The organism is Streptomyces vastus, from assembly GCF_039532825.1.
In the GTDB taxonomy this organism is placed as follows: Bacteria; Actinomycetota; Actinomycetes; order Streptomycetales; family Streptomycetaceae; genus Streptomyces; species Streptomyces vastus.
In genome coordinates this window covers 129,334-154,142 of sequence record NZ_BAAASJ010000039.1, presented here as the reverse complement: position 1 = coordinate 154,142, position 24,809 = coordinate 129,334, and the positions used below count along the sequence as shown (strand labels likewise).

The 24,809-nt window shown below is 69.6% G+C and carries 26 protein-coding genes and 1 pseudogene; 16 read left to right on the top strand and 11 right to left on the bottom strand.

Going from position 1 to position 24,809, the window contains the following annotated elements; all coding sequences use genetic code 11:
* Positions 1 to 268 precede the first annotated feature (268 nt).
* From ABD357_RS20270 to ABD357_RS20235, 8 genes are all read left to right on the top strand, one after another.
* Positions 269 to 1,321 (top strand): BMP family lipoprotein, encoded by a 1,053-nt coding sequence (locus tag ABD357_RS20270; protein WP_344391789.1) that lies wholly within the window; start codon positions 269 to 271, stop codon positions 1,319 to 1,321.
* Positions 1,322 to 1,638: 317 nt separating this feature from the next.
* Positions 1,639 to 2,685, top strand: a complete 1,047-nt coding sequence (locus tag ABD357_RS20265; RefSeq protein WP_344391788.1) for a BMP family lipoprotein — start codon at positions 1,639 to 1,641, stop codon at positions 2,683 to 2,685.
* Positions 2,686 to 2,911: 226 nt separating this feature from the next.
* Positions 2,912 to 4,480, top strand: coding sequence for an ABC transporter ATP-binding protein (locus tag ABD357_RS20260; RefSeq protein ID WP_344391787.1), 1,569 nt, complete (start codon positions 2,912 to 2,914; stop codon positions 4,478 to 4,480).
* The gene (locus tag ABD357_RS20255; RefSeq protein ID WP_344391786.1) at positions 4,480 to 5,610 is read left to right on the top strand and encodes an ABC transporter permease; all 1,131 of its coding nucleotides are present in this window, start codon (positions 4,480 to 4,482) and stop codon (positions 5,608 to 5,610) included. Before ABD357_RS20260 ends, ABD357_RS20255 begins: the two co-directional genes overlap by 1 nt.
* A complete protein-coding gene (locus tag ABD357_RS20250; protein ID WP_344391785.1) occupies positions 5,607 to 6,872 on the top strand; it encodes an ABC transporter permease in 1,266 nt (421 codons plus the stop codon). The genes ABD357_RS20255 and ABD357_RS20250 overlap by 4 nt, the downstream gene beginning before the upstream one ends.
* Entirely contained in the window at positions 6,869 to 7,264 is a 396-nt protein-coding gene (locus tag ABD357_RS20245; protein WP_344391784.1) for a cytidine deaminase, read from the top strand. Before ABD357_RS20250 ends, ABD357_RS20245 begins: the two co-directional genes overlap by 4 nt.
* A gap of 43 nt (positions 7,265 to 7,307) precedes the next feature.
* Positions 7,308 to 8,591, top strand: a complete 1,284-nt coding sequence (locus ABD357_RS20240) for a thymidine phosphorylase (RefSeq protein ID WP_344391832.1) — start codon at positions 7,308 to 7,310, stop codon at positions 8,589 to 8,591.
* Positions 8,592 to 8,686: 95 nt separating this feature from the next.
* On the top strand, positions 8,687 to 9,271 hold the full coding sequence (locus tag ABD357_RS20235; RefSeq protein WP_344391783.1) for a Uma2 family endonuclease: 585 nt from the start codon (positions 8,687 to 8,689) through the stop codon (positions 9,269 to 9,271).
* 7 nt (positions 9,272 to 9,278) lie between these two features.
* On the opposite strand, the gene ABD357_RS20230 is transcribed toward ABD357_RS20235, so the two are convergent.
* Both ABD357_RS20230 and ABD357_RS20225 read right to left on the bottom strand, forming a co-directional pair.
* Positions 9,279 to 10,199 carry an AEC family transporter gene (locus tag ABD357_RS20230; RefSeq protein ID WP_344391782.1) on the bottom strand — a complete coding sequence of 307 codons (921 nt, stop codon included), beginning with the start codon at positions 10,197 to 10,199 and terminating at the stop codon, positions 9,279 to 9,281.
* Positions 10,184 to 10,489, bottom strand: a complete 306-nt coding sequence (locus ABD357_RS20225) for a hypothetical protein (protein WP_344391781.1) — start codon at positions 10,487 to 10,489, stop codon at positions 10,184 to 10,186. The genes ABD357_RS20230 and ABD357_RS20225 overlap by 16 nt, the downstream gene beginning before the upstream one ends.
* A gap of 229 nt (positions 10,490 to 10,718) precedes the next feature.
* Here ABD357_RS20225 and ABD357_RS20220 point away from each other — a divergent pair, with 229 nt between their 5' ends.
* The 4 genes and pseudogenes from ABD357_RS20220 to ABD357_RS20210 all read left to right on the top strand — a co-directional run bounded on the left by ABD357_RS20220 (position 10,719) and on the right by ABD357_RS20210 (position 12,036).
* Positions 10,719 to 11,024 (top strand): YdhR family protein, encoded by a 306-nt coding sequence (locus tag ABD357_RS20220; protein WP_344391780.1) that lies wholly within the window; start codon positions 10,719 to 10,721, stop codon positions 11,022 to 11,024.
* A gap of 51 nt (positions 11,025 to 11,075) precedes the next feature.
* Positions 11,076 to 11,318: pseudogene (locus tag ABD357_RS44770) on the top strand (ATP-binding protein); the annotation flags it as partial.
* Positions 11,319 to 11,404: 86 nt separating this feature from the next.
* Entirely contained in the window at positions 11,405 to 11,653 is a 249-nt protein-coding gene (locus ABD357_RS20215) for a hypothetical protein (protein WP_344391779.1), read from the top strand.
* Positions 11,650 to 12,036 carry an STAS domain-containing protein gene (locus tag ABD357_RS20210; RefSeq protein ID WP_344391778.1) on the top strand — a complete coding sequence of 129 codons (387 nt, stop codon included), beginning with the start codon at positions 11,650 to 11,652 and terminating at the stop codon, positions 12,034 to 12,036. Before ABD357_RS20215 ends, ABD357_RS20210 begins: the two co-directional genes overlap by 4 nt.
* Here the strand turns inward: ABD357_RS20210 and ABD357_RS20205 are convergent.
* Both ABD357_RS20205 and ABD357_RS20200 read right to left on the bottom strand, forming a co-directional pair.
* Positions 11,920 to 12,936, bottom strand: coding sequence for a sigma-70 family RNA polymerase sigma factor (locus tag ABD357_RS20205; protein WP_344391777.1), 1,017 nt, complete (start codon positions 12,934 to 12,936; stop codon positions 11,920 to 11,922). The genes ABD357_RS20210 and ABD357_RS20205 overlap by 117 nt on opposite strands.
* 681 nt (positions 12,937 to 13,617) lie before the next feature.
* Positions 13,618 to 14,913, bottom strand: coding sequence for an MFS transporter (locus tag ABD357_RS20200; RefSeq protein ID WP_344391776.1), 1,296 nt, complete (start codon positions 14,911 to 14,913; stop codon positions 13,618 to 13,620).
* A 62-nt stretch (positions 14,914 to 14,975) separates the two neighbouring features.
* Between ABD357_RS20200 and ABD357_RS20195 the strand changes: the two genes are divergently transcribed.
* Complete coding sequence (locus ABD357_RS20195; RefSeq protein ID WP_344391774.1) at positions 14,976 to 15,929, top strand: LysR family transcriptional regulator; 954 nt, start codon at positions 14,976 to 14,978, stop codon at positions 15,927 to 15,929.
* A 139-nt stretch (positions 15,930 to 16,068) separates the two neighbouring features.
* On the opposite strand, the gene ABD357_RS20190 is transcribed toward ABD357_RS20195, so the two are convergent.
* A complete protein-coding gene (locus ABD357_RS20190) occupies positions 16,069 to 16,830 on the bottom strand; it encodes an alpha/beta hydrolase (RefSeq protein WP_344391772.1) in 762 nt (253 codons plus the stop codon).
* A gap of 113 nt (positions 16,831 to 16,943) precedes the next feature.
* Here ABD357_RS20190 and ABD357_RS20185 point away from each other — a divergent pair, with 113 nt between their 5' ends.
* Together ABD357_RS20185 and ABD357_RS20180 are read left to right on the top strand one after the other, a co-directional pair.
* Complete coding sequence (locus ABD357_RS20185) at positions 16,944 to 18,098, top strand: adenosine deaminase (protein ID WP_344391771.1); 1,155 nt, start codon at positions 16,944 to 16,946, stop codon at positions 18,096 to 18,098.
* 130 nt (positions 18,099 to 18,228) lie between these two features.
* On the top strand, positions 18,229 to 18,627 hold the full coding sequence (locus tag ABD357_RS20180) for an ATP-binding protein (RefSeq protein WP_344391769.1): 399 nt from the start codon (positions 18,229 to 18,231) through the stop codon (positions 18,625 to 18,627).
* Positions 18,628 to 18,710: 83 nt separating this feature from the next.
* Here ABD357_RS20180 and ABD357_RS20175 read toward each other — a convergent pair whose 3' ends face one another.
* From ABD357_RS20175 to afsQ1, 5 genes are all read right to left on the bottom strand, one after another.
* Positions 18,711 to 18,914 carry a PspC domain-containing protein gene (locus tag ABD357_RS20175; protein ID WP_033325258.1) on the bottom strand — a complete coding sequence of 68 codons (204 nt, stop codon included), beginning with the start codon at positions 18,912 to 18,914 and terminating at the stop codon, positions 18,711 to 18,713.
* Positions 18,915 to 19,006: 92 nt separating this feature from the next.
* On the bottom strand, positions 19,007 to 19,558 hold the full coding sequence (locus ABD357_RS20170) for a VanZ family protein (RefSeq protein WP_344391768.1): 552 nt from the start codon (positions 19,556 to 19,558) through the stop codon (positions 19,007 to 19,009).
* A gap of 284 nt (positions 19,559 to 19,842) precedes the next feature.
* Entirely contained in the window at positions 19,843 to 20,448 is a 606-nt protein-coding gene (locus ABD357_RS20165; RefSeq protein WP_344391767.1) for a hypothetical protein, read from the bottom strand.
* Between the two features lie 56 nt (positions 20,449 to 20,504).
* Positions 20,505 to 22,121, bottom strand: coding sequence for an ATP-binding protein (locus ABD357_RS20160; RefSeq protein WP_344391766.1), 1,617 nt, complete (start codon positions 22,119 to 22,121; stop codon positions 20,505 to 20,507).
* On the bottom strand, positions 22,118 to 22,795 hold the full coding sequence (gene afsQ1 / locus ABD357_RS20155; RefSeq protein WP_211118247.1) for a two-component system response regulator AfsQ1: 678 nt from the start codon (positions 22,793 to 22,795) through the stop codon (positions 22,118 to 22,120). Before afsQ1 ends, ABD357_RS20160 begins: the two co-directional genes overlap by 4 nt.
* Before the next feature lie 276 nt (positions 22,796 to 23,071).
* Between afsQ1 and ABD357_RS20150 the strand changes: the two genes are divergently transcribed.
* Complete coding sequence (locus ABD357_RS20150; protein WP_344391764.1) at positions 23,072 to 23,866, top strand: SigE family RNA polymerase sigma factor; 795 nt, start codon at positions 23,072 to 23,074, stop codon at positions 23,864 to 23,866.
* A gap of 236 nt (positions 23,867 to 24,102) precedes the next feature.
* Here ABD357_RS20150 and ABD357_RS20145 read toward each other — a convergent pair whose 3' ends face one another.
* The gene (locus tag ABD357_RS20145) at positions 24,103 to 24,738 is read right to left on the bottom strand and encodes a uridine kinase family protein (protein WP_344391763.1); all 636 of its coding nucleotides are present in this window, start codon (positions 24,736 to 24,738) and stop codon (positions 24,103 to 24,105) included.
* Between the last annotated feature and the right edge of the window lie 71 nt (positions 24,739 to 24,809).

Sequence of the window (24,809 nt, the reverse complement as noted above, 5' to 3'; positions counted from 1 at the left end):
GTCCAGCCCCATAGCAGCCGGTGCGCGTGCCTCTACGGCGCGCGCACCGCCACGTAGAGGCTGACCGGGCATACGGAGTGTGAGGTGCGGGAGGTGGGTTATGTGCTGAGCCGCACCTTTCGCGGCCATGGTTCACGAGGACTTAACCGGCCATTGGCACGAATGGATAACGGCCCGGTGGTACCCCATTCCCCAGAGGGTCTACGCGCGTTACTGTGCGCCGAACTCAGCACCCACTGCGGGGCTTTTGAGAATGGGGAACTTCGAGATGCGTCGGATATCCAAACTGACCCGAGTCGCGGTGGGGGTCGCGTCGCTCGCGCTCGCTGCCACGGCTTGCGGCGGCACCAGCAGCGAAGCCGGAAGCAGCGATGGTGAGGGCGACAGCAAGAAGGGCCTCGCCATCGCCTACGACATCGGAGGCAAGGGCGACCAGTCCTTCAACGACGCCGCCTTCTCGGGCCTGGACAAGGCCAAGAAGGAGTTCGGCTACGAGACGGCCGACATCGAGCCCACCGAGGGTGAGACCGACGCCGACAAGGTGCAGCGCCTGACCTCGCTGGCCAAGCAGGGCTACAACCCCATCGTCGGTATCGGGTTCGCCTACGGGCCCGCGATGACCGAAGTCGCCAAGAAGTACCCGAAGGTCAGCTTCGGCATCGTCGACTCGGTCGTCGAGGCCGACAACGTGGCGTCCCTGGTCTTCGCCGAGAACGAGGCCTCGTACCTCGCCGGTGTCGCCGCCGCCAAGGCGACCAAGACGAACACGGTCGGCTTCGTGGGCGGTGTGGACATCCCGCTGATCCACAAGTTCGAGGCCGGTTACAAGCAGGGCGTCACCGACACCAACCCCAAGGTCAAGGTGCTCTCGCAGTACCTGACGCAGACCGCCGAGGAGGGTGGCTTCTCCAGCCCCGACAAGGGTAAGGCCGCCGCCGAGTCCCAGCTGGAGAAGAACGCGGACGTCGTCTACCAGGCCGCCGGCCTCTCCGGCCAGGGCGTGATCGAGGCCGCCGCCACCCAGAAGAAGTGGGCGATCGGCGTCGACTCCGACCAGTACGAGCAGGAAGCCCTCGCCAAGTTCAAGAACTACATCCTGACCTCCGCGCTCAAGGATGTCGGCGGTGCGGTGTACGCGCTCGCCAAGTCCGTCGAGGACGGCAAGCCGCTGACGGGCGTGCAAACCTTCGACCTGAAGGTGGACGGCGTCGGCCTCTCCGAGACCAACCCGGAGTACGCCAAGATCGCGGGCCTCAAGGACGCGGTGGACAAGGCCAAGGCGGCCATCATCGACGGCACCATCAAGGTCAAGACCGAGTAACGATTGCTCGGCACGGTTGGGGGAGGCAGGCGGGCGCGCACGGCGCCCGCCTGCTCGTTTTTCGCCGGGTTCCGCGGTGTTGTTCACGGCCGGATAACAAGGTGAACGGGAGGGGTTTTCTCGCGGGTCTACGCGCGTTACTCTGCGGCGAAGCCAGCGCCAGAGTCATACCGCAAGGGCGCTTGGCGCTCCGCTGGAAGAACCGTGATGCACCGCGGGCCGGCGGAGGCTGGTCGCGCAGTTCTCCGCGCCCCTCACGGGCGCGGTACCGCACCGGACTTCACCAAGGCCGCTTTGTACGACAGGAGCAACAACTCATGCGCCGGGTTTCCCGCCTCGCTCTCGCAGGCGCCGCGACCACCTCTCTCGCCCTCGCCCTGACCGCCTGTGGCGGCACCTCGACCTCCGCCTCCTCGGAGGCGGACGGCAACCAGGGGCTCGCCATCGCCTACGACGTCGGCGGCAAGGGCGACCAGTCCTTCAACGACGCGGCGTACGCGGGCCTGGAGCGGGCGAAGAAGGAGTTCGGCTACGAGACCACCGACGTCGAGCCCACCGAGGGTGAGACGGACGCGGACAAGACCCAGCGTCTGGTCTCGCTGGCCAAGCAGGGTTACAACCCGGTGGTCGGCGTCGGCTACGCCTACGCGACTGCTGTGAAGGAGGCGGCGGAGAAGTACCCGGACACCACCTTCGGCATCGTCGACGACTCCACGATCGAGGCGAAGAACGTCGCGGACCTGGTCTTCTCCGAGGAGCAGGCCTCGTACCTCGCCGGTGTCGCCGCCGCCAAGTCCACGAAGACGAACACGGTCGGCTTCGTGGGCGGTGTGGACATCCCGCTGATCCACAAGTTCCAGGCGGGCTTCGAGCAGGGCGTCGCGGACACGAATCCCAAGGTGAAGGTGCTCTCGCAGTATCTGACGCAGACCGCGGAGGAGGGTGGCTTCTCCAGCCCCGACAAGGGCAAGACGGCCGCCGAGAGCCAGATCGAGAAGAAGGCCGACGTCGTCTACCAGGCGGCGGGTCTCTCGGGCCAGGGTGTGATCGAGGCCGCCGCCGCGGGCAAGGTGTGGGCGATCGGCGTCGACTCCGACCAGTACAAGCAGGAAGCCCTCGCCAAGTACAAGAACCACATCCTGACCTCGGCGACGAAGGACGTCGCCAAGGCGGTGTACAACCTTGCCAAGTCGGTCGAGGACGGCAAGCCCGAGACCGGTATCGTCAGGGGCGATCTCAAGGCAGGTCAGGTCGGCCTCGCGGACTCCAACCCGGAGTTCAAGAACAACACCGAACTCCAGAAAGCCATCACGACGGCCAAGGAGAAGATCATCAGCGGCGAGATCAAGGTCAAGACCAGCTGATCCGGCAGGACCACGAGCAGTGCGGCGGTCCCCGAGTGGCCGCTGGTAACCGCGGGGTTACATCTGCTGAACGGGGTACCGGGAGCCTGGCTCCCCGTACCCCGTTGTCGGCGGTACGTCGCCCCTCTTCCGATGCCGTAGGGGCGCGCGTAGACGACCCCCTTCCCCAGGAGAGTGCGCCATCAACGCGTCCAGCAGCCCTCCGGCCGAGGCGGCGGGCGGTCAGGTGACCGCAGTCGAACTCGCCGGGATCACCAAGCGATTCCCCGGGGTCGTGGCCAACCACGACATCCACCTCAGCGTCCATAAGGGCACCGTCCACGCGCTCGTCGGCGAGAACGGCGCCGGCAAGTCGACCCTGATGAAGATCCTCTACGGCATGCAGAAGCCGGACGAGGGCACCATCGCGATCGACGGTGAGCAGGTCTCCTTCTCGTCGCCCGCCGACGCCATCGCCCGCGGCATCGGCATGGTGCACCAGCACTTCATGCTCGCCGACAACCTGACCGTCCTCGAGAACGTCGTGCTGGGCAGCGAGAAGCTGTACGGCATCGGCGGCAAGGCCCGCCGCAGGATCCAGGAGATCTCCGAGCGGTACGGCCTCGGGGTGCGCCCCGACCTCCTGGTCGAGGAACTCGGTGTGGCCGCCCGCCAGCGCGTGGAGATCCTCAAGGTCCTCTACCGCGGCGCCCGCACGCTGATCCTGGACGAGCCCACCGCCGTCCTCGTGCCGCAGGAGGTGGACGCACTCTTCGCCAACCTGCGCGAGCTCAGGTCAGAGGGCCTTTCGGTCATCTTCATCTCCCACAAGCTGGGCGAGGTGCTCTCGGTCGCCGACGAGATCACGGTCATCCGGCGCGGTACGACGGTCGGTACGGTCGTGCCCGCCGAGACGACCTCGCGCCGGCTCGCCGAGCTGATGGTGGGCAGCGAGCTGCCGACGCCGGTGACCGCGGAGTCCACGGTCACCGACCGCCGCGTACTGACCGTCGAGGACCTGCGCCTGGAAGCTCCCGGCGGCAAGGCGCTGCTCGACGACATCAGCTTCACCATCCACGCGGGTGAGGTCCTGGGCCTGGCCGGAGTCGAGGGCAACGGCCAGACCGAGCTGGTCGACGCGCTCATCGGCCTCAAGCACGCCGATTCCGGCGTCATCAAGCTGGCCGAGGAGGAGATCACCTCCTGGCCCACCCGCAAGCGCCGCGAGCAGGGCGTCGGCTACATCCCCGAGGACCGCCACCGCCACGGACTGCTCCTGGAAGCCCCGCTCTGGGAGAACCGCATCCTCGGCCATGTCACCGAGCGGCCCAACGCGAAGGGCGTCTGGCTAGACCCGAAGGCCGCGCAGGAGGACACACGGCGCATCGTCGAGGCGTACGACGTCCGCACTCCCGGCATCGACGTCACGGCGGCCTCCCTGTCCGGCGGCAACCAGCAGAAGCTGATCGTCGGCCGCGAGATGAGCCACAAGCCGCGCTTCCTGCTCGCCGCCCATCCCACCCGCGGAGTGGACGTCGGCGCGCAGGCCGCGATCTGGGACCAGATACGCGAGGCGCGCCGCGAGGGCCTCGCCGTCCTGCTGATCTCCGCCGACCTGGACGAGCTGATCGGTCTCTCCGACACCCTCCGCGTGATCTACAACGGCAGGCTGGTCGCGGACGCCGACCCGACCACCATCACCCCGGAGGAACTCGGCTCGGCCATGACCGGCGCCGCCTCCGGACACCTTGAGAACGAAGAGCTCGTAGAGCAGCTCGAAGAGCACGCAGAAGCCCCGGAAGACGAGGCCCGCTGATGAAGAAGTTCGACAGGGAGCGCGTGCTCCTCGCGGTGGCCGGGCCGGTCATCGCGCTCGTCGTGGCCGTGGCCCTGACCTCGATCGTGCTGGTCGCCTCCGGCAAGAACCCGGTCGAGCCGTACACGCTGATGTTCGAGCAGGCCACGTTCTCCGACGTCCAGGTTCTGATCATCAACCAGGCCTCGATGTACTACATCGCTGCCCTCGCGGTGGCCGTCGGCTTCCGGATGAACCTGTTCAACATCGGTGTGGACGGGCAGTACCAGCTCGCCGCCATGATGGCCGCGATCGTCGGCGCCCATGTCGCGCTGCCGGCGGCGCTGCAGATCCCGCTGCTGATCCTCACCGCGGTCTTCACCGGCATGTTCTGGTCGGGCATCGCCGGTGTCCTCAAGGTCACCCGCGGTGTCAGCGAGGTCGTCGCGACGATCATGCTGAACGCCATCGCGACCTCCGTCATCGGCTACCTGTGGCTGCCCAACGTCTTCGGCGTGAAGGTCGGCAACAACAACACGACCGGCGAGATGCACGAGTCCGGCTGGATGCCCGGCATCGACATGGGCGCCGCCGGCGAGATCTACGGCTTCGTGGTCATCGCGGTGCTGCTCGGCATCGGCTACTGGGTCATGCTCAACCGCACCCGCTTCGGTTTCGACCTGCGTTCCTCCGGCGCCTCGACGACCGCCGCCGCCGCCAGCGGAGTCGACCCCAAGCGCATGGTGGTCACCGCGATGCTGCTCTCCGGCGGTCTTGCGGGCATGGCGGGCCTGCCGATCCTGCTCGGCGGCACGCACACGTACAGCCTCAACTTCCCCACCGGCATCGGATTCCTTGGCATCGGCATCGCCCTGCTCGGCCGCAACAACCCGACCGGCATCGCCTTCGCGGCTCTGCTGTGGGCCTGGCTCGACAAGGCCTCGCCCGAGCTGGACTTCCACGACTACGACAAGGAGATCGCGGTCATCATGCAGGGCCTGATCGTGCTCTCGGTCGTCGTCTCCTACGAGGCCGTACGCGAATGGGGTCTGCGCCGCCAGCAGCGCCGCGTCGGTGCTGAACTCGCCGCGGGCCACGTCCTCGGCGCCTCCTCTGACAACTCGACCGAGAAGGAGGTGGCTGGCCGATGACCACCGCAACCGACCTCAACCAGCCCACGCTGCAGCCCGCGGCACCCGTCGGCCGTCGCCTGACACTCCCTGTCCTGCTGCTGATCATCGCGGGCGCCCTGGCGCTGACCTCGATCGTCCGCATCATCACCGGCGCCGACGGCATCACCAACGTCAGCCAGATGTCCACCGCGCTCGAACTGGCCGTCCCGATCGGCCTCGCCGGTCTCGGCGGTCTGTGGGCGGAACGCGCGGGCGTCGTCAACATCGGCCTCGAGGGCATGATGATCCTCGGCACCTGGTTCGGCGCCTGGGCCGGCTACCAGTGGGGGCCTTGGACCGGCATCCTCGTCGGCATCATCGGTGGCTGCGTCGGCGGACTGCTGCACGCCGTCGTCACTATCACCTTCAACGTCAACCACATCGTCTCCGGTGTGGCCATCAACATCCTGGCCCTCGGCGCCACCCGCTACCTCGCCCCGCTCGCCTTCGAGGGCGTCCAGGGCGGCTCGGCCAAGCAGTCCCCGCCGGTGGAATCCCTCGGCGACTTCACGGTGCCAGGTCTCTCCGACGTGCTCATCGACCTCAACCGCGAGGGCTGGTTCCTGATCTCCGACATCGCGGGCCTGCTCGGCGGACTGGTCACCAACGTCTCCTGGCTGACCCTGATCGCCGTCGCCCTGGTCCCCGCCACCTGGTGGATCCTGTGGCGTACGCCCTTCGGTCTTCGCCTGCGCTCCTGCGGCGAGAACCCCATCGCCGCCGAGTCGCTCGGCGTGAACGTCTACAAGTACAAGTACCTGGCCGTGATCATCTCCGGCGGCCTGGCCGGCCTCGGCGGTGTCTTCCTCTCCATCGTGGCCAACCCCTTCTACCTGGAGGGCCAGGTCAGCGGACGCGGCTATATCGGCCTCGCCGCGATGATCTTCGGCAACTGGATGCCGGGCGGACTCGCCATCGGCGCCGGCCTGTTCGGCTACACCGACAGCCTCAACCTGCGCGGCGGCTCCTCGAACGTCCACGCCCTGCTGCTGCTCGCCGCCATCCTGCTGGTCATCGGCGCGATCTGGCTGGTGGTCAAGAAGAAGTACGCGGCCGCCGTGCCGACCCTTGCCGTCGGCGTGCTGGTCTTCACCTGGTACGCCGTCACCGACGAGGTCCCGAATCAGGTCGTCTCCGCCACGCCGTACGTCATCACGCTGCTCGTCCTCGCACTGTCCGCGCAGCGCCTGCGAATGCCGAGAGCGAACGGCATGCCGTATCGCAAGGGCCAGGGCAAGTGACACCCGCCGTCGACTGGGAGGCCCTCCGGGAAGCGGCGCGTGCGGCCATGTCCCGTGCGTACGCCCCGTATTCGGGCTTCCCGGTCGGCGCGGCGGCCCTGGTCGAGGACGGCCGCACGGTGTCGGGCTGCAATGTCGAGAACGCGTCGTACGGGCTGGGGCTGTGCGCCGAGTGCGGGCTTCTCTCCCAGCTCCAGCTCACCGGCGGCGGCCGGCTGACGCACTTCACCTGCGTGGACGGCCGCGGCGAGATCCTGGTCCCGTGCGGGCGCTGCCGCCAGCTGCTGTACGAATTCGGGGGCCCCGAGCTGCTCCTGGAGACCCCGGCGGGGATCGTGCCGCTGTCGGAGATGCTGCCGCAGGCTTTCGGCCCGGGCCATCTCAACAAGTGACAAGCGACGACAAGTGCATTGTGGAAGGAAAGCCATGACGCTGTTGTTGGCGGACGCCATCTCCGTCATCCGCACCAAGCGGGACCGTGGTGAGCTCAGCGACGAGCAGATCGACTGGGTCATCGACGCGTACACACGCGGTGAGGTCGCCGACGAGCAGATGTCCGCACTTGCGATGGCCATCCTGCTCAACGGCATGAACCGTGCCGAAATCGCCCGCTGGACGGCGGCGATGATCGCCTCCGGCGAGCGCATGGACTTCTCGTCACTGTCCCGGCCGACGGCCGACAAGCACTCCACGGGCGGAGTGGGCGACAAGATCACGCTTCCGCTGGCACCGTTGGTGGCGGCGTGCGGGGCCGCCGTTCCCCAGCTGTCGGGCCGCGGCCTCGGCCACACCGGCGGCACCCTCGACAAGCTGGAGTCGATCCCGGGCTGGCGGGCGCTGCTCTCGAACGAGGAGATGCTGAACGTCCTGGACGGTGTCGGCGCGGTGATCTGCGCGGCGGGCGACGGTCTGGCCCCCGCCGACAAGAAGCTGTACGCGCTGCGGGATGTGACGGGGACGGTCGAGGCGATCCCCCTGATCGCCTCGTCGATCATGTCGAAGAAGATCGCGGAGGGTACGGGTTCGCTGGTCCTGGACGTGAAGGTGGGCACGGGCGCCTTCATGAAGACGCTCGAGGACGCGCGTGAACTGGCGTCCACCATGGTCGGGTTGGGCACGGACCACGGAGTGCGGACGGTCGCGCTCCTGACGGACATGTCGACCCCACTGGGCCTGACGGCTGGCAACGCGCTCGAGGTCCGCGAGTCGGTGGAGGTCCTTGCGGGCGGCGGCCCTTCCGACGTCGTCGAGCTGACCCTCGCCCTGGCCCGCGAAATGCTGGACGCGGCGGGCGTGAAGGATGCGGACCCGGCCAAGGCCCTGGCGGACGGCTCGGCGATGGACGTATGGCGCCGCATGATCACGGCCCAGGGCGGCGACCCGGACGCGCCCCTGCCGACCTCCCGTGAACAGCACGTGGTCAAGGCCTCCTCCTCGGGCGTCCTGACCCGCCTCGACGCGTACGACGTCGGCATCGCGGCCTGGCGCCTGGGCGCGGGCCGCGCCCGCAAGGAGGACCCGGTCCAGGCGGCCGCAGGCGTGGAGATGCACGCGAAGCCGGGCGACGCGGTGACAGAGGGCCAGCCTTTGCTGACCCTCCACACGGACACTCCGGAACGGTTCGCGTACGCGCTGGAGGCGGTCGAGGGTTCGTACGACGTCGCGGCGCCGGATACGGACTTCACGGCTGCGCCGGTGGTGTTGGAACGTATCCCCTGACCTGGAGTTTCCTCATTCGGGTGAACGGGATCGGTGGACCTGCACCGGTCCCATTCGGCATGCTGTGATCGGTGACGCAACGAATGGAGACCGCCATGAGCGCACTCACCGTGAGCCAGGAGCCCGAGCAGAACTGGGACGACCTCGTCCGGTTCTGGGAGGACATGGAATGGCCTGAGGGCAGCAAGGTGGAGATCATCGAGGCGATCATCACCGTGTCATCTGCTCCCGCCTACCGTCACAACCTGATCGCGGAAACAGTCCAGCGTCGCCTCTACTCCGTGATCCCCGAGGACTGGGGGATCTTCCAGACACTGGCGATCGCAGTGCCGTCCCGTCTCGGCATGCTCATCCCGGACCTCGTGGTTGCCCCGAGGCGGGAGGACACGGACTCGGACACCCACATCCCGGCCGCCCTCGCCGAACTCGTCGTCGAGGTCACTTCCCAGTCCAACGCACGCCATGACCGCATCAGCAAACCCGCTGCCTACGCCACGGCCGGTATCCCGCTCTATCTCCTCGTCGACCGCTGGGCGCCCGACGGCCCGACCGTGACGCTCTACGGAGAACCCAAGGGCGACGTCTATCGCCCCCTGAGCATCGCCAAGTTCGGTGAACCCATCAAGCTCCCCGCTCCCTTCGATCTCGTCATCGACACCAGCGAGTTCCCCGGAACCTGAGCCACCTTCACCCCAACAACGCCGCGACCACCACCAACACCGGCACCGCCAACATGGTCGACAACAGGATCGACTCGCGTGCCAGCACCTCGCCGACCCCATAGCGCGAGGCGTACGTGAAGAGGTTCTGCGCGGCCGGCAGCGCAGAGGTGACCACCACGTCGAGCAGCGGCGCCCCGTGCAGGCCGAAGACTCCCGCCGCCAGCGCCCAGGCCACCAGGGGCTGGCCGACGGACTTCAGGGCGACCGACAGCAGCACCGGAGCCCGGTCCGGGCCCCGGCCCGGCATCGTGCTCCCGCAGAGCGAGATACCGAAGGCCAGCAGGACCGCGGGTACCGACATGTTCCCGATCAGGGTCAGCGGGTCGAGGACCGGGCCCGGGACCGTCAGACCGCTCGCCGAGACGGCCACTCCGGACAGGGAGCCGATGCCGATGGGGTTGCGCACGGGGGCGGTCACCCGCTGCCACAGTGAGGCCGTCTCGCCCGGCCGCGACAGGTCCAGGATCGTCAGCGCCACAGGGGTCATCACGATCTGCTGGAAAAGCAGCACCGGCGCCACGAGCGAGGCGTCCCCCAGCACGTACACGGCGATCGGAATACCGAGGTTGCCCGCGTTGACGTAACTGGAGCACAGCGAGCCGATCGTCGTCCGGCCCACGCCCCAGCGGCGTACGGCGCCGACCGCGACGAACACCCCGGCGACCGCGCACGTACTGATCGCCGTCACCAGCAGCCGGCTGGAGAGGATCATCGACAGATCGGCCTGGGCAAGGGTCGTGAAGAGGAGAGCGGGCGTGGCCACGTGAAACGCGAGCTTGGTCAGTACCTCCCGTCCGTTGTCCCCGAGATAGCCGCGACGCCCGATCACATAGCCGACGGCGATGACCACGGCGATGACCGCGAAGCCGTTCAGCACACCCTGCACGGCGCCTCCTCGGGCGGAAGCGTGTAGGAGTCTCCGTCGGGCTCGTAGGTGACGTATCCGCCCGCTGCCTGGGCGCCCAGCCACTCCCGGACGTACCGCTCGTGGGTGCCCGTGCGGGCGGCGAGCTGAGAGGTGACGGGCTCCCCGTCCCCCATGGCACGCCACAGCCCGAGCCGGTCCCCGATCACGACCAGGGCCGCGTTGAGCGCCCCGCCGGCCTCCTGCACGACCTTCCCGGCGAACGCCTCCACGCGGCTCTCGTCGATGGTCGCGGTCACGTTGTGCGTCATCGTTCTCTCCGTTTCCTCGAATTCCTCGAAAACGTCGTCGGTCGATGCGAGGAACGCTAGGGACGGCGGCGCGCGCCTTCGTGAGCCGAACGTGAGGCGCACGTGAGGGAGCCGGCTCATGTACGCCTCATGTTCGGCTCACCCACGGCCCCGCGGCCCCACGCACAGTCGGGAATGTCCGTACGAACCGTGGGCCGTGGCGCACGGCCCGGCATGAAGGAGCGGGTACATGCACATTCAGATCGTCACGTTCGAACTGCACGGCATCGACGAGGCCGGCTACCAGGCGCAGGCCGAGGCGGTCGCCCCGGCGTTCGCGGCCTTGCCGGGGCTGCGGGCGAAGGTGTGGCTCGCCGACCCCGGCACGAACACCTACGGGGGCGTCTACACCTGGGACGACCGCGCCGCGATGGAGACCTACCTGGCCGGGGAGCTCTTCCGGGGCTTGCAGGCGACCCCGGGCATCGGGACAGTGGTTTCCAGGGACTTCGCCGTCCTGGAGGAGCCCACCAAGCTCACCCGAGGTGGTCACTGACCTCGGTGGCCGCTGACCTCGCTTCCGGCCGGCGGCAGGAGTGGGGGACGCATGACCGGAACCTTGCGCGGCCTGCTGGCGGCCCGGGCCGCCGCCGTCGTGGGCAGGCAGTCCGAGCGGGCGGTGCTGCTCGACCTGGTCGAGCAGCACCGCCCGCTCGTCGTCGCCGTCCACGGCATCGCCGGCGTCGGCAAGTCCGCACTGGTGGCGGCCTTCACGGCGGATGCCCGCGAGCGAGGCGCCACCGTCGTCACTCTCGACTGCGCCGCGGTCGAGCCGACGGAGCGGGGCTTCCTGGCGGCGCTGGCTCGGTCCACCGGGCACCCGGTCACTTCCGTCGTCGAAGCGGCGGCCGTACTGGGCGGGTCGGCCGCCGTGTCGTGCTCGCCCTGGACACCTACGAGCTGCTGCGGCTGCTGGACACCTGGCTGCGCCAGGATCTCGTCCCGGCACTGCACGACAACACCCGCGTCGTCCTCGCCGGGCGTGAGCCACCGGTGTCCGGCTGGCTCACCGATTTCGGTGGCCTGCTGCGGACCGTGCCGCTGGGCAGCCTGCCGCCCGCCGACGCGGAGGAACTGCTGCGCCGACGCGTGCTCGGCACGCACTCGGCGAGCGCCAAGCGATGAGTTCCGCGTCACCGCTCGGTCTACCGATCGTGGACGCCATGACACCCGCTGTACTCGTGCTGGCCGGCCCCGTCGCCCGTGACGAGGTGCCGCGACTGTGCGAGGACGTGCGCGCGAGACTGGAGGCCACCGGCGCCGGTGTCGTGGTCTGCGATGTCGCGGGCCTCGGTCCGCCCGGACTGACCACCGTCGACGTACTGGCCAGACTCCAGCTCGCCGCCCGCCGGGCCGGGGGCCGGATACGCCTGCGCGATCCGGACCCGGCGCTACGCGCGTTGCTCGGCCTCGTCGGGATCCGCCTCGAGGTGGAGGGGCAGCCCGAAGAGCGGGAACCACCGCTTCGTGTCGAGGAAACAGTGGAACCCCACGATCCGGCCCCCTGAAATCTCCAGGACCTGGACGGCCCACGGCGTGTAGCCGCCGTTCTCCGGATCCGGCTTGTACTGGGCGAAGCCCGGCAGCCCATTGACCTCGACCGGCACCAAGCGCGAGTTCGCACAAGGGGCGCCCAGCGTCGTCATGAAGCCCGTGATGTCCTCGGGGCCGCTCAGCCACAGGTCGAACGGCGGCATCGTCATCACGGCGTCCTCGTGCAGCAGCGCCGTCAACGCCGTCATGTCGTACCCCTCGAACGCCGCCACATAGCGCTCCAGGAGCTTCTGCTGCTCCTCGTCCAGCGGGTCGGAGACGGCGCCCTCCTCGGCCGCGCCGTCGCGCTCCGCGAGCGTCGCCCGGGCCCGCTGGAGCGCGCTGTTGACCGAGGCGACCGTGGTGTCGAGCAGCTCGGCGACCTCGCTCGCCTTCCAGGCCAGCACCTCGCGCAGGATCAGCACGGCCCGCTGCTTGGGCGGCAGCTGCTGCAGGGCGGCCATGAAGGCGAGGCGCACCGACTCCTTGGCCACCGCCGCCTCTGCCGGGTCGCTGGGTGTGGGCAGTACGCGGTTGTCCGGCATGGGTTCCAGCCAGGTGTTGTCCGGGCGCGGGGTCAGTGCCGCCTGCGCCAGTGGTGTCGAGTCCGTCAGGTCCATGGGGCGGGCCCGCTTGTTGCCCGCCGTCAGCATGTCCAGGCATACGTTCGTCGCGATCCGGTACAGCCACGAGCGCATCGAGGAGCGGCCCTCGAACTTGTCGTAGCTGCGCCAGGCGCGCACCAGTGTGTCCTGCACCGCGTCCTCCGCCTCGAAGGACGAGCCGAGCATGCGGTAGCAGTACCCCGTCAGCTCGACCCGGTGCTTCTCCAGCCGGACGTCGAGATCCGCTGCAGTCGCCGTACCGTCGCTCATGGCCAACCCACCCCTGTGGCTGATTCCGTCGCACGCACCTTTGCGCGCCAGCACTTCGGAAGCTACCGCAGCCCACTGACAACGGCCCCCAGACCACACGAACGCCCAGGTCGGGGGCTCCGCCCCCGGGCCCCCGCCAAGGGCTCCGCCCCGGGCCCCCGCCAAGGGCTCCGCCCCTGGACCCCGCTGGGGCCGCGCCCCAGGCCCCCCATCGGCCTGGCGGCCTCGCCCTCAATCGCCGGACGGGCTGATTGATGTCGGCCTCGGCTGCACAGTTCAGCCCGATCCACGCAAAATCAGCCCGCCCGGCGGCAACTCAGCCCGCCCGGCGGCAACTCAGCCGGGCCGGAGGAAAACAGCCGGGCCGGAGGAAACAGCCGGGCCGGAGAAAAACGGCCCGCCCGGCGGCAAATCAGCTGGGCCGGCTGAAATTGAGCCGGCCCGGCGAAAAGTCAGCCCGTCCGGCGTTTGAGGACCGGGGGTCCGGGGGCTGGCCCCCGAAACGGGGTCCGGGGCGCAGCCCCGAAGGAGAGCCGGGGCGCAGCGCCAGTGGGGTCCAGGGGCGCAGCCCCTGGTGGGGGCTCCGGGGCACAGCCTCAGGGATGGAAAGGGCGGGGGCGGCGGGGGCGAAAACCCTCGGCGCGGCCCCCGGCCCTCAGGGGCCCGCGTCGGCGACCGGCGTCAGTGCGCCGCCACCAGCCCCCGCCGGGCCTGCACCCGAGCCGCATGCGACCCCACCACCGTGATCCCCACGACCCCGACCACCGCCAGCAGCCCGAACGCCACCGTCCCGCCCCAGCCCCCCGCGTGGAACGCGACCGCCCCGAGCGTGCTGCCCGCACTGGACCCCACGTAGTACGCGGACTGGTACAGGGCGGATGCCTGCGCGCGCCCCTGCTTCGCCGTGTGGCTCACCGACGACGATGCGACCGCGTGGCCCGCGAAGAAGCCCGCCGTGATCAGGACCAGGCCGAGCAGAACCAGCACCAGCGAGTCCGCCAGCGACAGGAGCAGGCCCGCTGTCGTAGTGCCGCCTGCCAGGTAGAGCGAGCCTCGGCGGCCGAGGCGGCCCACCAGCTTGCCCGCCGTCGACGCCGAGACCGTACCGACCAGGTAGACGAGGAAGATCGAGCCGATGATCCCCTGGGGGAGGGAGAACGGGGCGTCGGTCAGCCGGTAGCCGATCACCGTGTAGACGGCGCCGAACACCGTCATGAACAGCGCACCGATCGCGTACAGCCGACGCAGCAGCGGATTCGAGAGGTGGGTGCGGACCGTGCGGGCCAGCACCCGAGGCCGCAACGAGCCCGCCTTGAAGTGCTTCGGCGCCGGCAGCAGCAGCCGGAACGCGACCGCGCAGGCGACCGCGACGACCCCGATCGCGCCGACGGCGACCCGCCAGCCCCACTCCTGCGCGACCCAGCCCGTGATGACCCGGCCGCTCATCCCGCCGACGCTGTTGCCCGCGACGAACAGACCGATCGCGGTGATCAGCGCCTTCGGCCGTACTTCCTCCGCCAGATACGCCGTCGCCGAGGCCGGCAGCCCGGCCAGCGCCGCACCCTGCACCGCCCGCAGCGCGATCAGGGCGCCGACCGACGGGGCGAAGGGAACCAGCAGCCCGACGGTCACCGCGATCCCCAGGGATGCCGTCATGACCGTACGCCGGCCGAACCGCTCCGACAGCGCGCTCATCGGCAGGACGAACAGCGCCAGCGCGCCGGTCGCCGCCGACACCGTCCAGCTCGCCGCGCTCGCCGTCACCCCGAAGTCGCCGGAGATCAAAGGAAGAAGGGCCTGCGTGGAGTAGAGCAGCGCGAAGGTCGCGACACCCGCGAGGAACAGGGCGAGGCTCATCCGGCGGTAGCCGGGCCCGCCCGGAGCCATGCGGGAGTCGGTCGTGGAAGCGGCGGAAGGTACGGAAACGGTCGAGGCGGCGCCCATGGTGGTGGACGCCTGGGTACTGACGGAAGGCATGCTTCGAACCTAAAGAACGGTCTCTCATCCGTCCAATGCATGGAATCGTCATAATCGTTCCCATGAAGCATCAGCAGAGGTCAGAGCCTCACCTGTCACCATCCAGTGACACAGAAGACATCGTCGCGCTGCTCGCCCCACGCCTGGCGTACTTCGCGGGAGTCGCCCGCACCGAGCACGTCACACGCGCCGCGCAGGAGATGCAGGTCCCGCAGTCGACCCTGTCCCGCGCCATGGTCCGCCTCGAACAGGACCTGGGCGTCGACCTGTTCGCCCGCCGGGGCCGTACGGTCTCGCTCACCTCCGCCGGGCGTACGTTCCTGGGCTCCGTGGAGCGGGCGCTCGCCGAGATCGAGCGCGCGGCCGACGCGGTACGGGCCGACGCCGACGCCACCTCCGGCAAGGTCGCCTTCGGATTTCTGCACACCATGGGCTCCGAAACGGTGCCCGGGCTCATCCGTGCCTTCCGGGCCGACCATCCACGCGTCCGCTTCAGCCTCGTACAGAACTATGGCGAGGCGATGATCGAGCGGCTGCGCTCGGGCGAACTGGACCTTTGCCTCACCTCCCCGGTGCCGGACGCCCCCGACCTCGCGGCCCGCCGCCTCGACGAGCAGAAGCTGCGCCTCGTGGTCCCCGCCGACCACCGCCTCGCCGGCCGCAAGCGCGTCCGCCTGGCCGAGGCCGCCGACGAAACCTTCGTCACCCTGGAACCCGGCTACGGCCTGCGCCGCATCACCGACGACCTCTGCAAGGAGGCCGGCTTCCGCCCTCGAATCGCCTTCGAGGGCGAGGAGGCCGAAACGCTACGGGGTCTCGTGGCGGCGGGTCTGGGAGTAGCCCTCCTGCCACCACCGGCCGTACCCCGCCCAGGAGTTGTCGAACTCACGGTCACCGCCCCGCGAGCGGCCCGAGAGATCGGAGTCGCCTGGCTGGAGGGCCACCCGGACACACCACCGGTGGCAGCCTTCAAGAAGTTCCTACTGTCGAGGAGAGGCAACCTGCTCCCGGACTGACACTGGCATGCCCCCGCCGTTCGAACTGGGGCCGGCTGCAGCGCCCCTGTAAGGGGCGCGGGGCTGTATCAATGTGCGGCTCCGCCGTGCGGGCGCGACAAGCCACGACGGCCCCGCGCGGGCCCACGACGCAAAGCCCCTAACGGCGAAGAGACTTCCCAAAGCCGGAGGCAAGCGGCATCCGCAACCCCAACGGAGGCGGAGCCGCAAACGCATCCTCCACAGGCCGCGAAAACCCCCGCCCGAACAGCGCCCCCATCACAAAGTCCTCAGCGAGCGCGAGGACTTCCTCCCGATGCTGGGACAGCCCATGCCCATCGGAGTGCACCTCGAACCGACAGATGTCCCGGTTCGCCTTCTTCGCCCGCGCCGCGAGCCGAAAGGACAACTCCGGATCACTGCGCGCATCCATCGTCCCGTGCACGATCAGCACCCGCCGCCCCCCGAGCTGCTTGACGGGTTCCTCGGCGGCCGCCATATCGTCCTCCGGGAGCCAAGGGGACAGCGACAGGACGGAGTTGACGGCGGGGTGCCCGGCCGCGTGCAGGGCGGCCCGGCCGCCCATGTCGAGACCGGTGAGACACACGGGTACGTCCCCGTAGCGGCGTACGACCTCGTCGGCGGCCCAGGCGGCATCGTGCGCGAGATGCGCCTCGCTGCCGTTCCAGCCGCGAAACCTGTAGTGCACCACGTGCGCGATCAGCCCGTCCGTACGCCCCGCGCGCGCGAGGCGGCGCCCCAGCGAACGTACGGAGGCGGTCGCCAGCATCGGTGACGGCCTGCGGGCGGAGGTCTCCTCGCCACCGGGCAGCAGCAGCACCACGCCGCTCACCGCCGTCGGTTCCGTGCCGAGCGCCCGCCCCAGCCGGGCCCTGCGAACCGGCGTCGCTTGCTGTGCCATGACAGAACATTGTCAGAAGCAAGGGTGTACGTCAGTCGTCCGCAGGGTCACCGTTGGGTATCGACGAATTTCCCAAAGGAGGGCTCTACGCGCGTAGGCGCTAGTATTCGGAAATGACGACCCAGCACCAGCACACTCCCGGTGCGGACCAGATCCGCCGGGCCCCCAAGGTCCTGCTGCACGACCACCTCGACGGCGGTCTTCGCCCCGGGACCGTCGTCGATCTCGCCCGCGAGACCGGCTATACGAACCTGCCTGAGACCGACCCCGACAAGCTGGGTGTCTGGTTCCGCGAAGCCGCCGACTCCGGGTCCCTGGAGCGGTATCTGGAGACCTTCGCGCACACCTGCGCCGTCATGCAGACGCGCGACGCCCTCGTCCGGGTCGCCGCCGAGTGCGCCCAGGACCTCGCCGAGGACGGAGTCGTCTACGCCGAGGTGCGGTACGCGCCCGAGCAGCACCTGGAGAAGGGGCTCACCCTCGAAGAGGTCGTCGAAGCCGTCAACGAGGGCTTCCGGGAAGGCGAGCGGCGCGCCCGCGAGAGCGGCCACCGGATCCGCGTGGGCGCCCTGCTGACCGCCATGCGGCACGCGGCCCGCGCCCTGGAGATCGCCGAACTCGCCAACCGCTACCGCGACGTGGGCGTGGTCGGCTTCGACATCGCGGGCGCCGAGGCCGGCTACCCGCCCACCCGCCACCTGGACGCCTTCGAGTATCTGAAGCGGGAGAACAACCACTTCACGATCCACGCCGGTGAAGCCTTCGGGCTGCCCTCCATCTGGCAGGCCCTCCAGTGGTGCGGTGCCGACCGGCTCGGCCACGGCGTACGCATCATCGACGACATCCATGTCGCCGACGACGGCTCCGTGAAGCTCGGCCGCCTCGCCTCGTACGTGCGCGACAAGCGCATCCCGCTGGAGCTGTGCCCCAGCTCCAACCTGCAGACGGGCGCCGCCGATTCGTACGCCGAACACCCCATCGGGCTGCTACGACGCCTTCATTTCCGCGCGACCGTGAATACGGACAACAGGCTGATGTCGGGCACCAGCATGAGCCGGGAATTCGAGCACCTTGTTGACGCCTTCGGTTATTCGCTCGACGACATGCAGTGGTTCACAGTCAATGCGATGAAATCAGCATTCATTCCTTTCGATGAACGGCTGGCGATGATCAATGACGTGATCAAGCCCGGCTATGCGGAGCTGAAGTCCCAGTGGCTGTTCCAGCAGACTGCCTCGACCAGCGGTTCTGTGGTCGAGGGGAGCTGATCGGGTCGTAGGGAAAGCGGCCGGGCGATTGTCGCCCCGGCCGCTTTTCGATGTTTGCGGGGCGTTCTCCCACGTGACTACGGTTTCGAACCGCTCGAGATCCGTCACAGCGCAAGGACGAAGTCGAAAAATGAAGCAGTCTGCTGTCAAGACCCTCGGTGTCGCCGCTCTCGGTGCCGCCTTCGCCGCCGTCGGCGCGGGTGCCGCCAACGCGGCCCCGGCCGTGCCCGACCCCACCGGGACCGTGGACACCGTCACCTCGGTCGTGCCTCTGGGCGAAGCCGCCCAGACGCTGCCCGCCGGCGGTCTGAACACCACCCAGCCGGCCACCGACGGCGCCTTGCCCGCGGACCCGGCCGCGCTGGCCGCAGACCCGACCACCCAGCCCGCGGACGCGGCCGCGCCGGTCACGGATGTGGCCGGTACCGCCCCCGGCACGGGGCTGATCGGCGGCCTGCCGCCCCAGCTGCCCGCGGCCGGTCTGCCGGAGCTGCCCGCGGCCGGTCTGCCGGGGCTTCCCGCGGTCTGAGTCCGCACCTGCACGCACCGATGGGGCGCCTCCTCCGATCCGGGGGGCGCCCCATCGGCGTACGTGCGTGTGGGGTGCGTCGATCACCAGGCCGTACGAGCCGCCTTGCCCTCCGAGGGGAACAGGATCCACAGCGCTATGTAGAGCAGGAACTGCGGACCCGGCAGCAGGCAGGACACGAGGAAGATCACGCGCATCGTGGTCGCGGAGGTGCCGAAGCGCCGTGCCAGCGCAGCGCACACTCCGCCGATCATCCGGTCGTTCGTGGGGCGGGCAAGGCGGTTCATCACGGCTCCTTCGTGAGGGTGGTCCGAGGCCTCCCCTGTGGCTGCCTCATCTGCCTTCCACGCTACGAACACGAAGGGGGCAAAGCGTCGCTCTACGGGGCGATCCCGACCCTGGGAATCGTCGGGGTCCGACCCTGAGCCGCTTCCTCCCGATGGAGGGCGGCCCGGCGCCGCGTCTCGGTCCGGCGGCGCAGCCTCGCGCGTGCGGCGGGGACGAACGCCATATGGGCCAGGGCCACTCCCACGGTGTTGAGCAGCAGCGAGTCGACGTCCACGACCTGGCCGGGGATCCCGGTCTGCAGCAGCTCGATGCCCATGGAGAGCAGGGCCCCGGCGGCGACCGTACGGAGCAGGGACAGCATTGGGGAGGCGGACAGCCTGCCGCCGGCCATGGGCAGCAGCACGCCGAGCGGAGCGAGCAGCAGCAGCCCCTTGCCGATACTGCGGGCCGCAGCCTCTGGGCCCAGAGCCAGATCGGCTCTGATGCTCGCGAACGGACGCAGGTTCGCGGCGCTCACCCACGGCACGTCCAGGGGACGCAGCGTGAGCCAGGCGACGAGCGCGAGATGTGCGACGAGAAGAACACCTCCCGCCGCACGGATGCGGAACGCGGCGCTGCCGCCGTTTGAGCCTTGACGCTGCACGACCCCCAAGACGCGGCCTCCGGCAGGATCGGTTCCGTGTGTCGCAAGGGCTTGCCTCACACGGGTGCGATGGCGCTCCGCTGGAGGCACGGGGATGGACCTGCGGGTCGGTGGGGGCTGGTCGCTCCCCCGCTCTCGGCTTCTCCCTCACTCTCGGCTTCGCTCGAGCGGGGGGTCCCCCATGAGCGGGGGACCCCCATGAGCGGGGGACCCATCGCGGCGGAGCCGCAAATGTCACAGCCCCGCGCCCCTGTCGGGGCCTGCGGCCCCTCAAGCGGGCGGACTCAGGGCCGGTCGATCTCCGTCGACGGCGGGGAATGGGTGCCCGGCCTGGAGAGGACCTCCGGTGTGCACTCGTAGCGGCGTACGGGGTCCGTGCCGGGGCCGCCGAGGATCACCGCACCGCCGTCGGAGGCCGCGGCCGAGGCGCTGAAGGTGCAGATGAGCTGGGCCAGGGCGTACGAGGTGAACGCGGCGGGCTCGGTGCTGAGCCGGAGCGCGCCCTTCGGGTCCTCCGGGCGCGGCTCGCCGACCGTCATGCCTTCCTGGACGTCCGTCGTGTAGCCCGCCTGCCGCTCGGCGTCCGTCGGTTCCGCGGCCAGCTGGTCGAGGAGCGCCTGCGCGGCCTGTACGCGGTCCATCTCCGTGTTGCCGTCGGCGACGCGCACGATTCGGTCGACCCGCACCAGTTGCGAGGAACACAGCATGAAGACCTGGACGAGGATCCCGCCCGAGGACTGCGTACCGAGATCCGGTCCACTCGCCGTACAGGACAACCGGGACGGCGCGGGCCCGAACTCGGTCGGCACCTCCGTCGGCCGGATCCCGCACCCGGCGAGCGCCACGGCGAGCAACGGCACGGTGAGCAGGGCGGTGCGCAACCGCCGCACGCCCCCTGAGCCACGTACGCCCCCTGAGCCATGTACGCCCCCTGAGCCGCGTACGGTCATCGCGCCTCCCCCTCGGAGCCGTTGCCCTCACGGGACTTGCCGTTCTTCTTGTTCCGGTTTCCCCGGCCTTCTCGGTCCTGCCCGTCCTCCTGGTCCATCAGGACCGAGGCGTCCTGCGGCAGCCTCAGGGTGAACACCGCGCCCGATTCAGGGGAGTTGGCGGCGGAGAGCTCGCCGCCGTGGATGTGCGCGTTCTCCAGGGCGATGGACAGTCCCAGGCCGCTGCCCTCGGAGCGCGGGCGGGAGGCGCTCGCCTTGTAGAAGCGGTCGAAGACGTGCGGGAGGACCTCCTCGGGGATGCCGGGGCCGTGGTCCTGCACCTCGATGAGCACGTCGTCCCCCTCCTCGCGCACGGACACGCGCACCGGGGAGCCGCCGTGCTTGAGGGCGTTGCCGATCAGGTTCGCCAGGATCACGTCCAGACGGCGCGGGTCGAGACGCGCGGTGATGCCGCGCTCGGCGTCCAGCTCCACCGCGTCCAGCCAGGCGCGCGCGTCGATGCACGCGGTGATCTGGTCGGCTATGTCGACATCGTCCAGGACGAGCCGGGCCGTGCCCGCGTCGAAGCGGGTGACCTCCATGAGGTTCTCCACGAGGTCGTTCAGGCGCCGCGTCTCGCTGACGACGAGGCGTACGGCGGGCTCGATCATCGGGTCGACGCTGCCGGTCTCCGCGTCGAGCTCCTCCTCGAGGACCTCGGTCACGGCCGTGATCGCGGTCAGCGGCGTACGCAGCTCGTGCGACATGTCCGCCACGAAGCGGCGGGAGGCCTCCTCGCGCGCGCTCATGTCCGCGACCCGCTTCTCCAGAGCCTCCGCGGCACGGTTGAACGTCCGTGACAGATCCGCGAGTTCGTCCGTGCCCGACACCCGCAGCCGGGTGTCCAGCTTGCCCTCGCCGAGCCGCCGGGCCGCCGTGCCGAGTCGGTGCACCGGCCTGAGCACGGTCGTCGCGGCGGCCTGCGCGAGCAGCGCCGAACCGATCAGCGCGAGCCCGGTCGCGATACCCAGCGACCAGGAAAGAGAGTTGAGGTCCTCGGCCTCCGGCTCCAGGGACTTGAGCATGTAGCCGGTCGGCCCGCCCCCGATCACCTTCGCGCCCCCCACCAGATACGGATGGCCGCCGTCGACGATCTGCTGCCAGTACAGGTGGTACGGGTGCTTGTTGCCCGAGGTGAGCTCCTGCTCCCTGTTCACCGCCTTCTGGAGGGACTTCGGCACGTCGTCCAGGGAGAAGTCGTCCAGATCGGAGTTGCCGACGACGGTCTGCCCCGCCTCGTCCTCGGCGATCAGCAGCACACTGAACCCCTGCGGGCTGTTCGCCATCTGCCGTGCGGCGGCCTCCAGGTCGTCCTGCGTCGGATGCACCGCCAGCGCGCTCGCGCGGTTCTGCATCTCCTGCTGGAAGTCGCGCAGCACCGCGTCCCGCGTACGGGTCAGCACGGCCTCGCGGTTGAGCCAGTACGCGATTCCCGACGCCGAAACCGCCGCGGTGAGCGCAACGAGTCCGAACACGACGACCAGGCGCAGTCGCAGGCTCGTGAACCGCAGGCCCGCCAGTATCGTCCTGCGCGCGGCGGCCCAGCCGCGGAGCTTGCCCTGCGCTTGTGTCACTGAGGACTGTCCAGCCGGTATCCCACGCCGCGCACGGTACGGATCAGCGTCGGCGAGGAGGGCACGTCCTCCACCTTCGCGCGCAGCCGCTGCACACAGGCGTCGACGAGCCGCGAGTCACCGAGGTAGTCGTGCTCCCACACCAGACGCAGCAACTGCTGGCGGGACAGGGCCTGTCCGGGCCGGCGGCTGAGCTCCAGGAGCAACCGCAGCTCGGTGGGCGTCAGCTGGAGATCCTCGCCGTTCTTGGTGACCGTCATCGCGGCGCGGTCGATCACCAGGCTGCCGAACGTCGCCGAGTCGGTGGCCTCCCGCTCGCCACGCCGCAGCACGGCCCGGATGCGGGCGTCCAGCACCCGCCCCTGCACCGGCTTGACGACATAGTCGTCGGCCCCCGACTCCAGCCCGACCACCACGTCGATGTCGTCACTGCGGGCGGTGAGCAGGATGATCGGCAGCTGGTCCGTGCGCCGGATGCGCCGGCACACCTCGAACCCGTCGATGCCGGGCAGCATCACATCCAGCACGATCAGGTCCGGCCGCTGCTCGCGCAACAGCTTCAGACCGTCCTCGCCGGTGGCAGCGGTGGCCACACGGTGCCCCTGGCGCGTCAGCGACAGCTCCAGGGCCGTACGGATGGCGTCGTCGTCCTCGATCAGCAACAGGGAAGGCACGGACGTCATTCTGTCCCATGACATGGCGCCGTATCGACTCCTGGACCGCTCCCACACATCTCACCCATAGGAGTGACGGTCCGAGATACCGGATGAGTAGCCGTACGACGCTTCTCTGTGATCAACCTGTGCTGCGCCTGGGCCCCGTCCCTGTTGCACGCCTGTGACAGTCGGCTGACACCGTCATGAAGTCGCGTAGGCAAGCTTCTCGGCACAGGCAAGGAAGCACCACAGAGCGGTACCGAGAATCCGGAACTCCACGACGGGGGGCGCGAGATGAACACGCTGCACAGCACCAGCACTAGCGCGGTCGCAGTTGTCACGCGTCTTCACGACGTCACACGCAACACGGAGAAGTCCGGGAGCGATGGGGGTCCCTCCCGCGCGAGCGCATTCGAGCGTGGGGGAGGGCGGGGGGGCGCTCGCGGTGCCGGGCGTCAGCACACCGGGTCGTACATGACGGTGGTTGACGCACATCTGCTGGGGGGCAACGGGGGAACGCACGGGGGATCCACGTACGGGGAGGGCTCGGGGGAGCGTCGTTCGGTGTCGGAGGCGGAGTTCACCGCCTACGTCCAGGAGCGCCGCGCCTCCCTGTACGCAACCGCCTACCACCTGACCGGCGACCGCTTCGAGGCCGAGGACCTGCTGCAGAGCGCCCTCTTCTCGACGTACAAGGCGTGGGACCGGATCAGCGACAAGGCCGCGGTCGGGGGCTACCTCCGCCGCACCATGACCAACCTGCACATCAGCGCGTGGCGCCGCCGCAAGCTGAACGAGTACCCGACCGAGGAGCTGCCGGAGACGGCCGGCGACACGGACGCGATGCGCGGCACCGAGCTGCGCGCCGTCCTGTGGCAGGCGCTCGCCCGGCTGCCCGAACTCCAGCGCACCATGCTGGTCCTGCGCTACTACGAGGGCCGCACGGACCCGGAGATCGCGGAGATCCTCGACATCAGTGTCGGCACGGTGAAGTCCAGCATCTGGCGGTCACTCCGCCGGTTGCGCGAGGACGAGGTCCTCAGCTTCGGCCGTGACGAGGAGGAGTCCTTCGGGGAGCTTGTCGCCTGACAGGCCCGCCGAGGGCAACGGGGGAAAGGTAAGTACGGGGGAAGCACGGGGGCTGTTCGTCACTCTGGGGGAGGCGGCGGACAGGGCAACGGGGGAGCACTGCAGGGGGGACCACGGGGTCAACGGGGGACCACGGGGGATCACGGGGGATCACGGGAAAAGGGAGCGGGACTGGAGGGCCGGGGGGCCAACCAGTCCCGCTTTTCTGCGTACGTGATTGAAGCGGTCGTACGTGGCTACGCCGCCGTACGCGCCTTCACGCACCGTCCCGCAGCGGCCGCCGCGAGCCGCCCCAACGCCTCGTCCTTGTCGCAGGCGTGGGCGCCCAGGGATGTCTGGCGGGCCACGATGGAGCGTTCGGCGCGCATCAGGCGCCAGCCGCGGCGGAGCAGGAACGGGACGGACTTGCGGCCCTCCTTGAGGTCCCGCAGAAAGCGGCGGCGGAACGTCCGCACCGGGCCGCGGCTCAGGCACAGCGCATCCGCCAGCACACCGAGTTCCTGGCAGCGTCCGACGATCTCGGCGGCGAAGACGCCCTCCGCGATGAACAGCGGGGACCGCCCGACGTCGACGGTCTCCTCGCCGGTACGGGCGCTCAGGGAGATGTCGTACACGGGGACCTTCGTACGCCCCCTGCGGCACAGCTCGACGATCGCCGCGACGGCCGTGTCCGCGTCCCAGGACAGCGGATGGTCCCAGTCGACGTCCGAACTGCCTGCCACCTGCGGCAGCGTCGGATCGTCGCCCTCCTTGTAGAAGTCGTCGAGCCGCAGCACCGGAAGACCGGACCGGGCCGCGAGCAGGGACTTGCCGGAACCGGAGGGGCCGCACAGCAGCACGACCCGGGTGGCTGTCGGAGGATGGGAACTCACGAGGTACCAGTGTGCGGCATCGAGAGCTCCCTGCCGACACCCGGGTCGGCAGGGAGCAGCGTCAAGTGTCA

What these genes read in the sequence shown, in the direction of transcription:
- ABD357_RS20185 (WP_344391771.1), top strand. Translation starts at nt 16,944, where the DNA reads ATGACGACCCAGCACCAGCACACTCCCGGTGCGGACCAGATCCGCCGG.
- ABD357_RS20225 (WP_344391781.1), bottom strand. Translation starts at nt 10,489, where the DNA reads ATGACGCACAACGTGACCGCGACCATCGACGAGAGCCGCGTGGAGGCG.
- ABD357_RS20250 (WP_344391785.1), top strand. Translation starts at nt 5,607, where the DNA reads ATGACCACCGCAACCGACCTCAACCAGCCCACGCTGCAGCCCGCGGCA.
- ABD357_RS20195 (WP_344391774.1), top strand. Translation starts at nt 14,976, where the DNA reads ATGAAGCATCAGCAGAGGTCAGAGCCTCACCTGTCACCATCCAGTGAC.
- ABD357_RS20255 (WP_344391786.1), top strand. Translation starts at nt 4,480, where the DNA reads ATGAAGAAGTTCGACAGGGAGCGCGTGCTCCTCGCGGTGGCCGGGCCG.
- ABD357_RS20270 (WP_344391789.1), top strand. Translation starts at nt 269, where the DNA reads ATGCGTCGGATATCCAAACTGACCCGAGTCGCGGTGGGGGTCGCGTCG.
- ABD357_RS20150 (WP_344391764.1), top strand. Translation starts at nt 23,072, where the DNA reads ATGAACACGCTGCACAGCACCAGCACTAGCGCGGTCGCAGTTGTCACG.
- ABD357_RS20205 (WP_344391777.1), bottom strand. Translation starts at nt 12,936, where the DNA reads ATGAGCGACGGTACGGCGACTGCAGCGGATCTCGACGTCCGGCTGGAG.
- ABD357_RS20200 (WP_344391776.1), bottom strand. Translation starts at nt 14,913, where the DNA reads ATGCCTTCCGTCAGTACCCAGGCGTCCACCACCATGGGCGCCGCCTCG.
- ABD357_RS20175 (WP_033325258.1), bottom strand. Translation starts at nt 18,914, where the DNA reads ATGAACCGCCTTGCCCGCCCCACGAACGACCGGATGATCGGCGGAGTG.
- ABD357_RS20265 (WP_344391788.1), top strand. Translation starts at nt 1,639, where the DNA reads ATGCGCCGGGTTTCCCGCCTCGCTCTCGCAGGCGCCGCGACCACCTCT.
- ABD357_RS20235 (WP_344391783.1), top strand. Translation starts at nt 8,687, where the DNA reads ATGAGCGCACTCACCGTGAGCCAGGAGCCCGAGCAGAACTGGGACGAC.
- ABD357_RS20210 (WP_344391778.1), top strand. Translation starts at nt 11,650, where the DNA reads ATGAGTTCCGCGTCACCGCTCGGTCTACCGATCGTGGACGCCATGACA.
- ABD357_RS20220 (WP_344391780.1), top strand. Translation starts at nt 10,719, where the DNA reads ATGCACATTCAGATCGTCACGTTCGAACTGCACGGCATCGACGAGGCC.
- ABD357_RS20190 (WP_344391772.1), bottom strand. Translation starts at nt 16,830, where the DNA reads ATGGCACAGCAAGCGACGCCGGTTCGCAGGGCCCGGCTGGGGCGGGCG.
- ABD357_RS20180 (WP_344391769.1), top strand. Translation starts at nt 18,229, where the DNA reads ATGAAGCAGTCTGCTGTCAAGACCCTCGGTGTCGCCGCTCTCGGTGCC.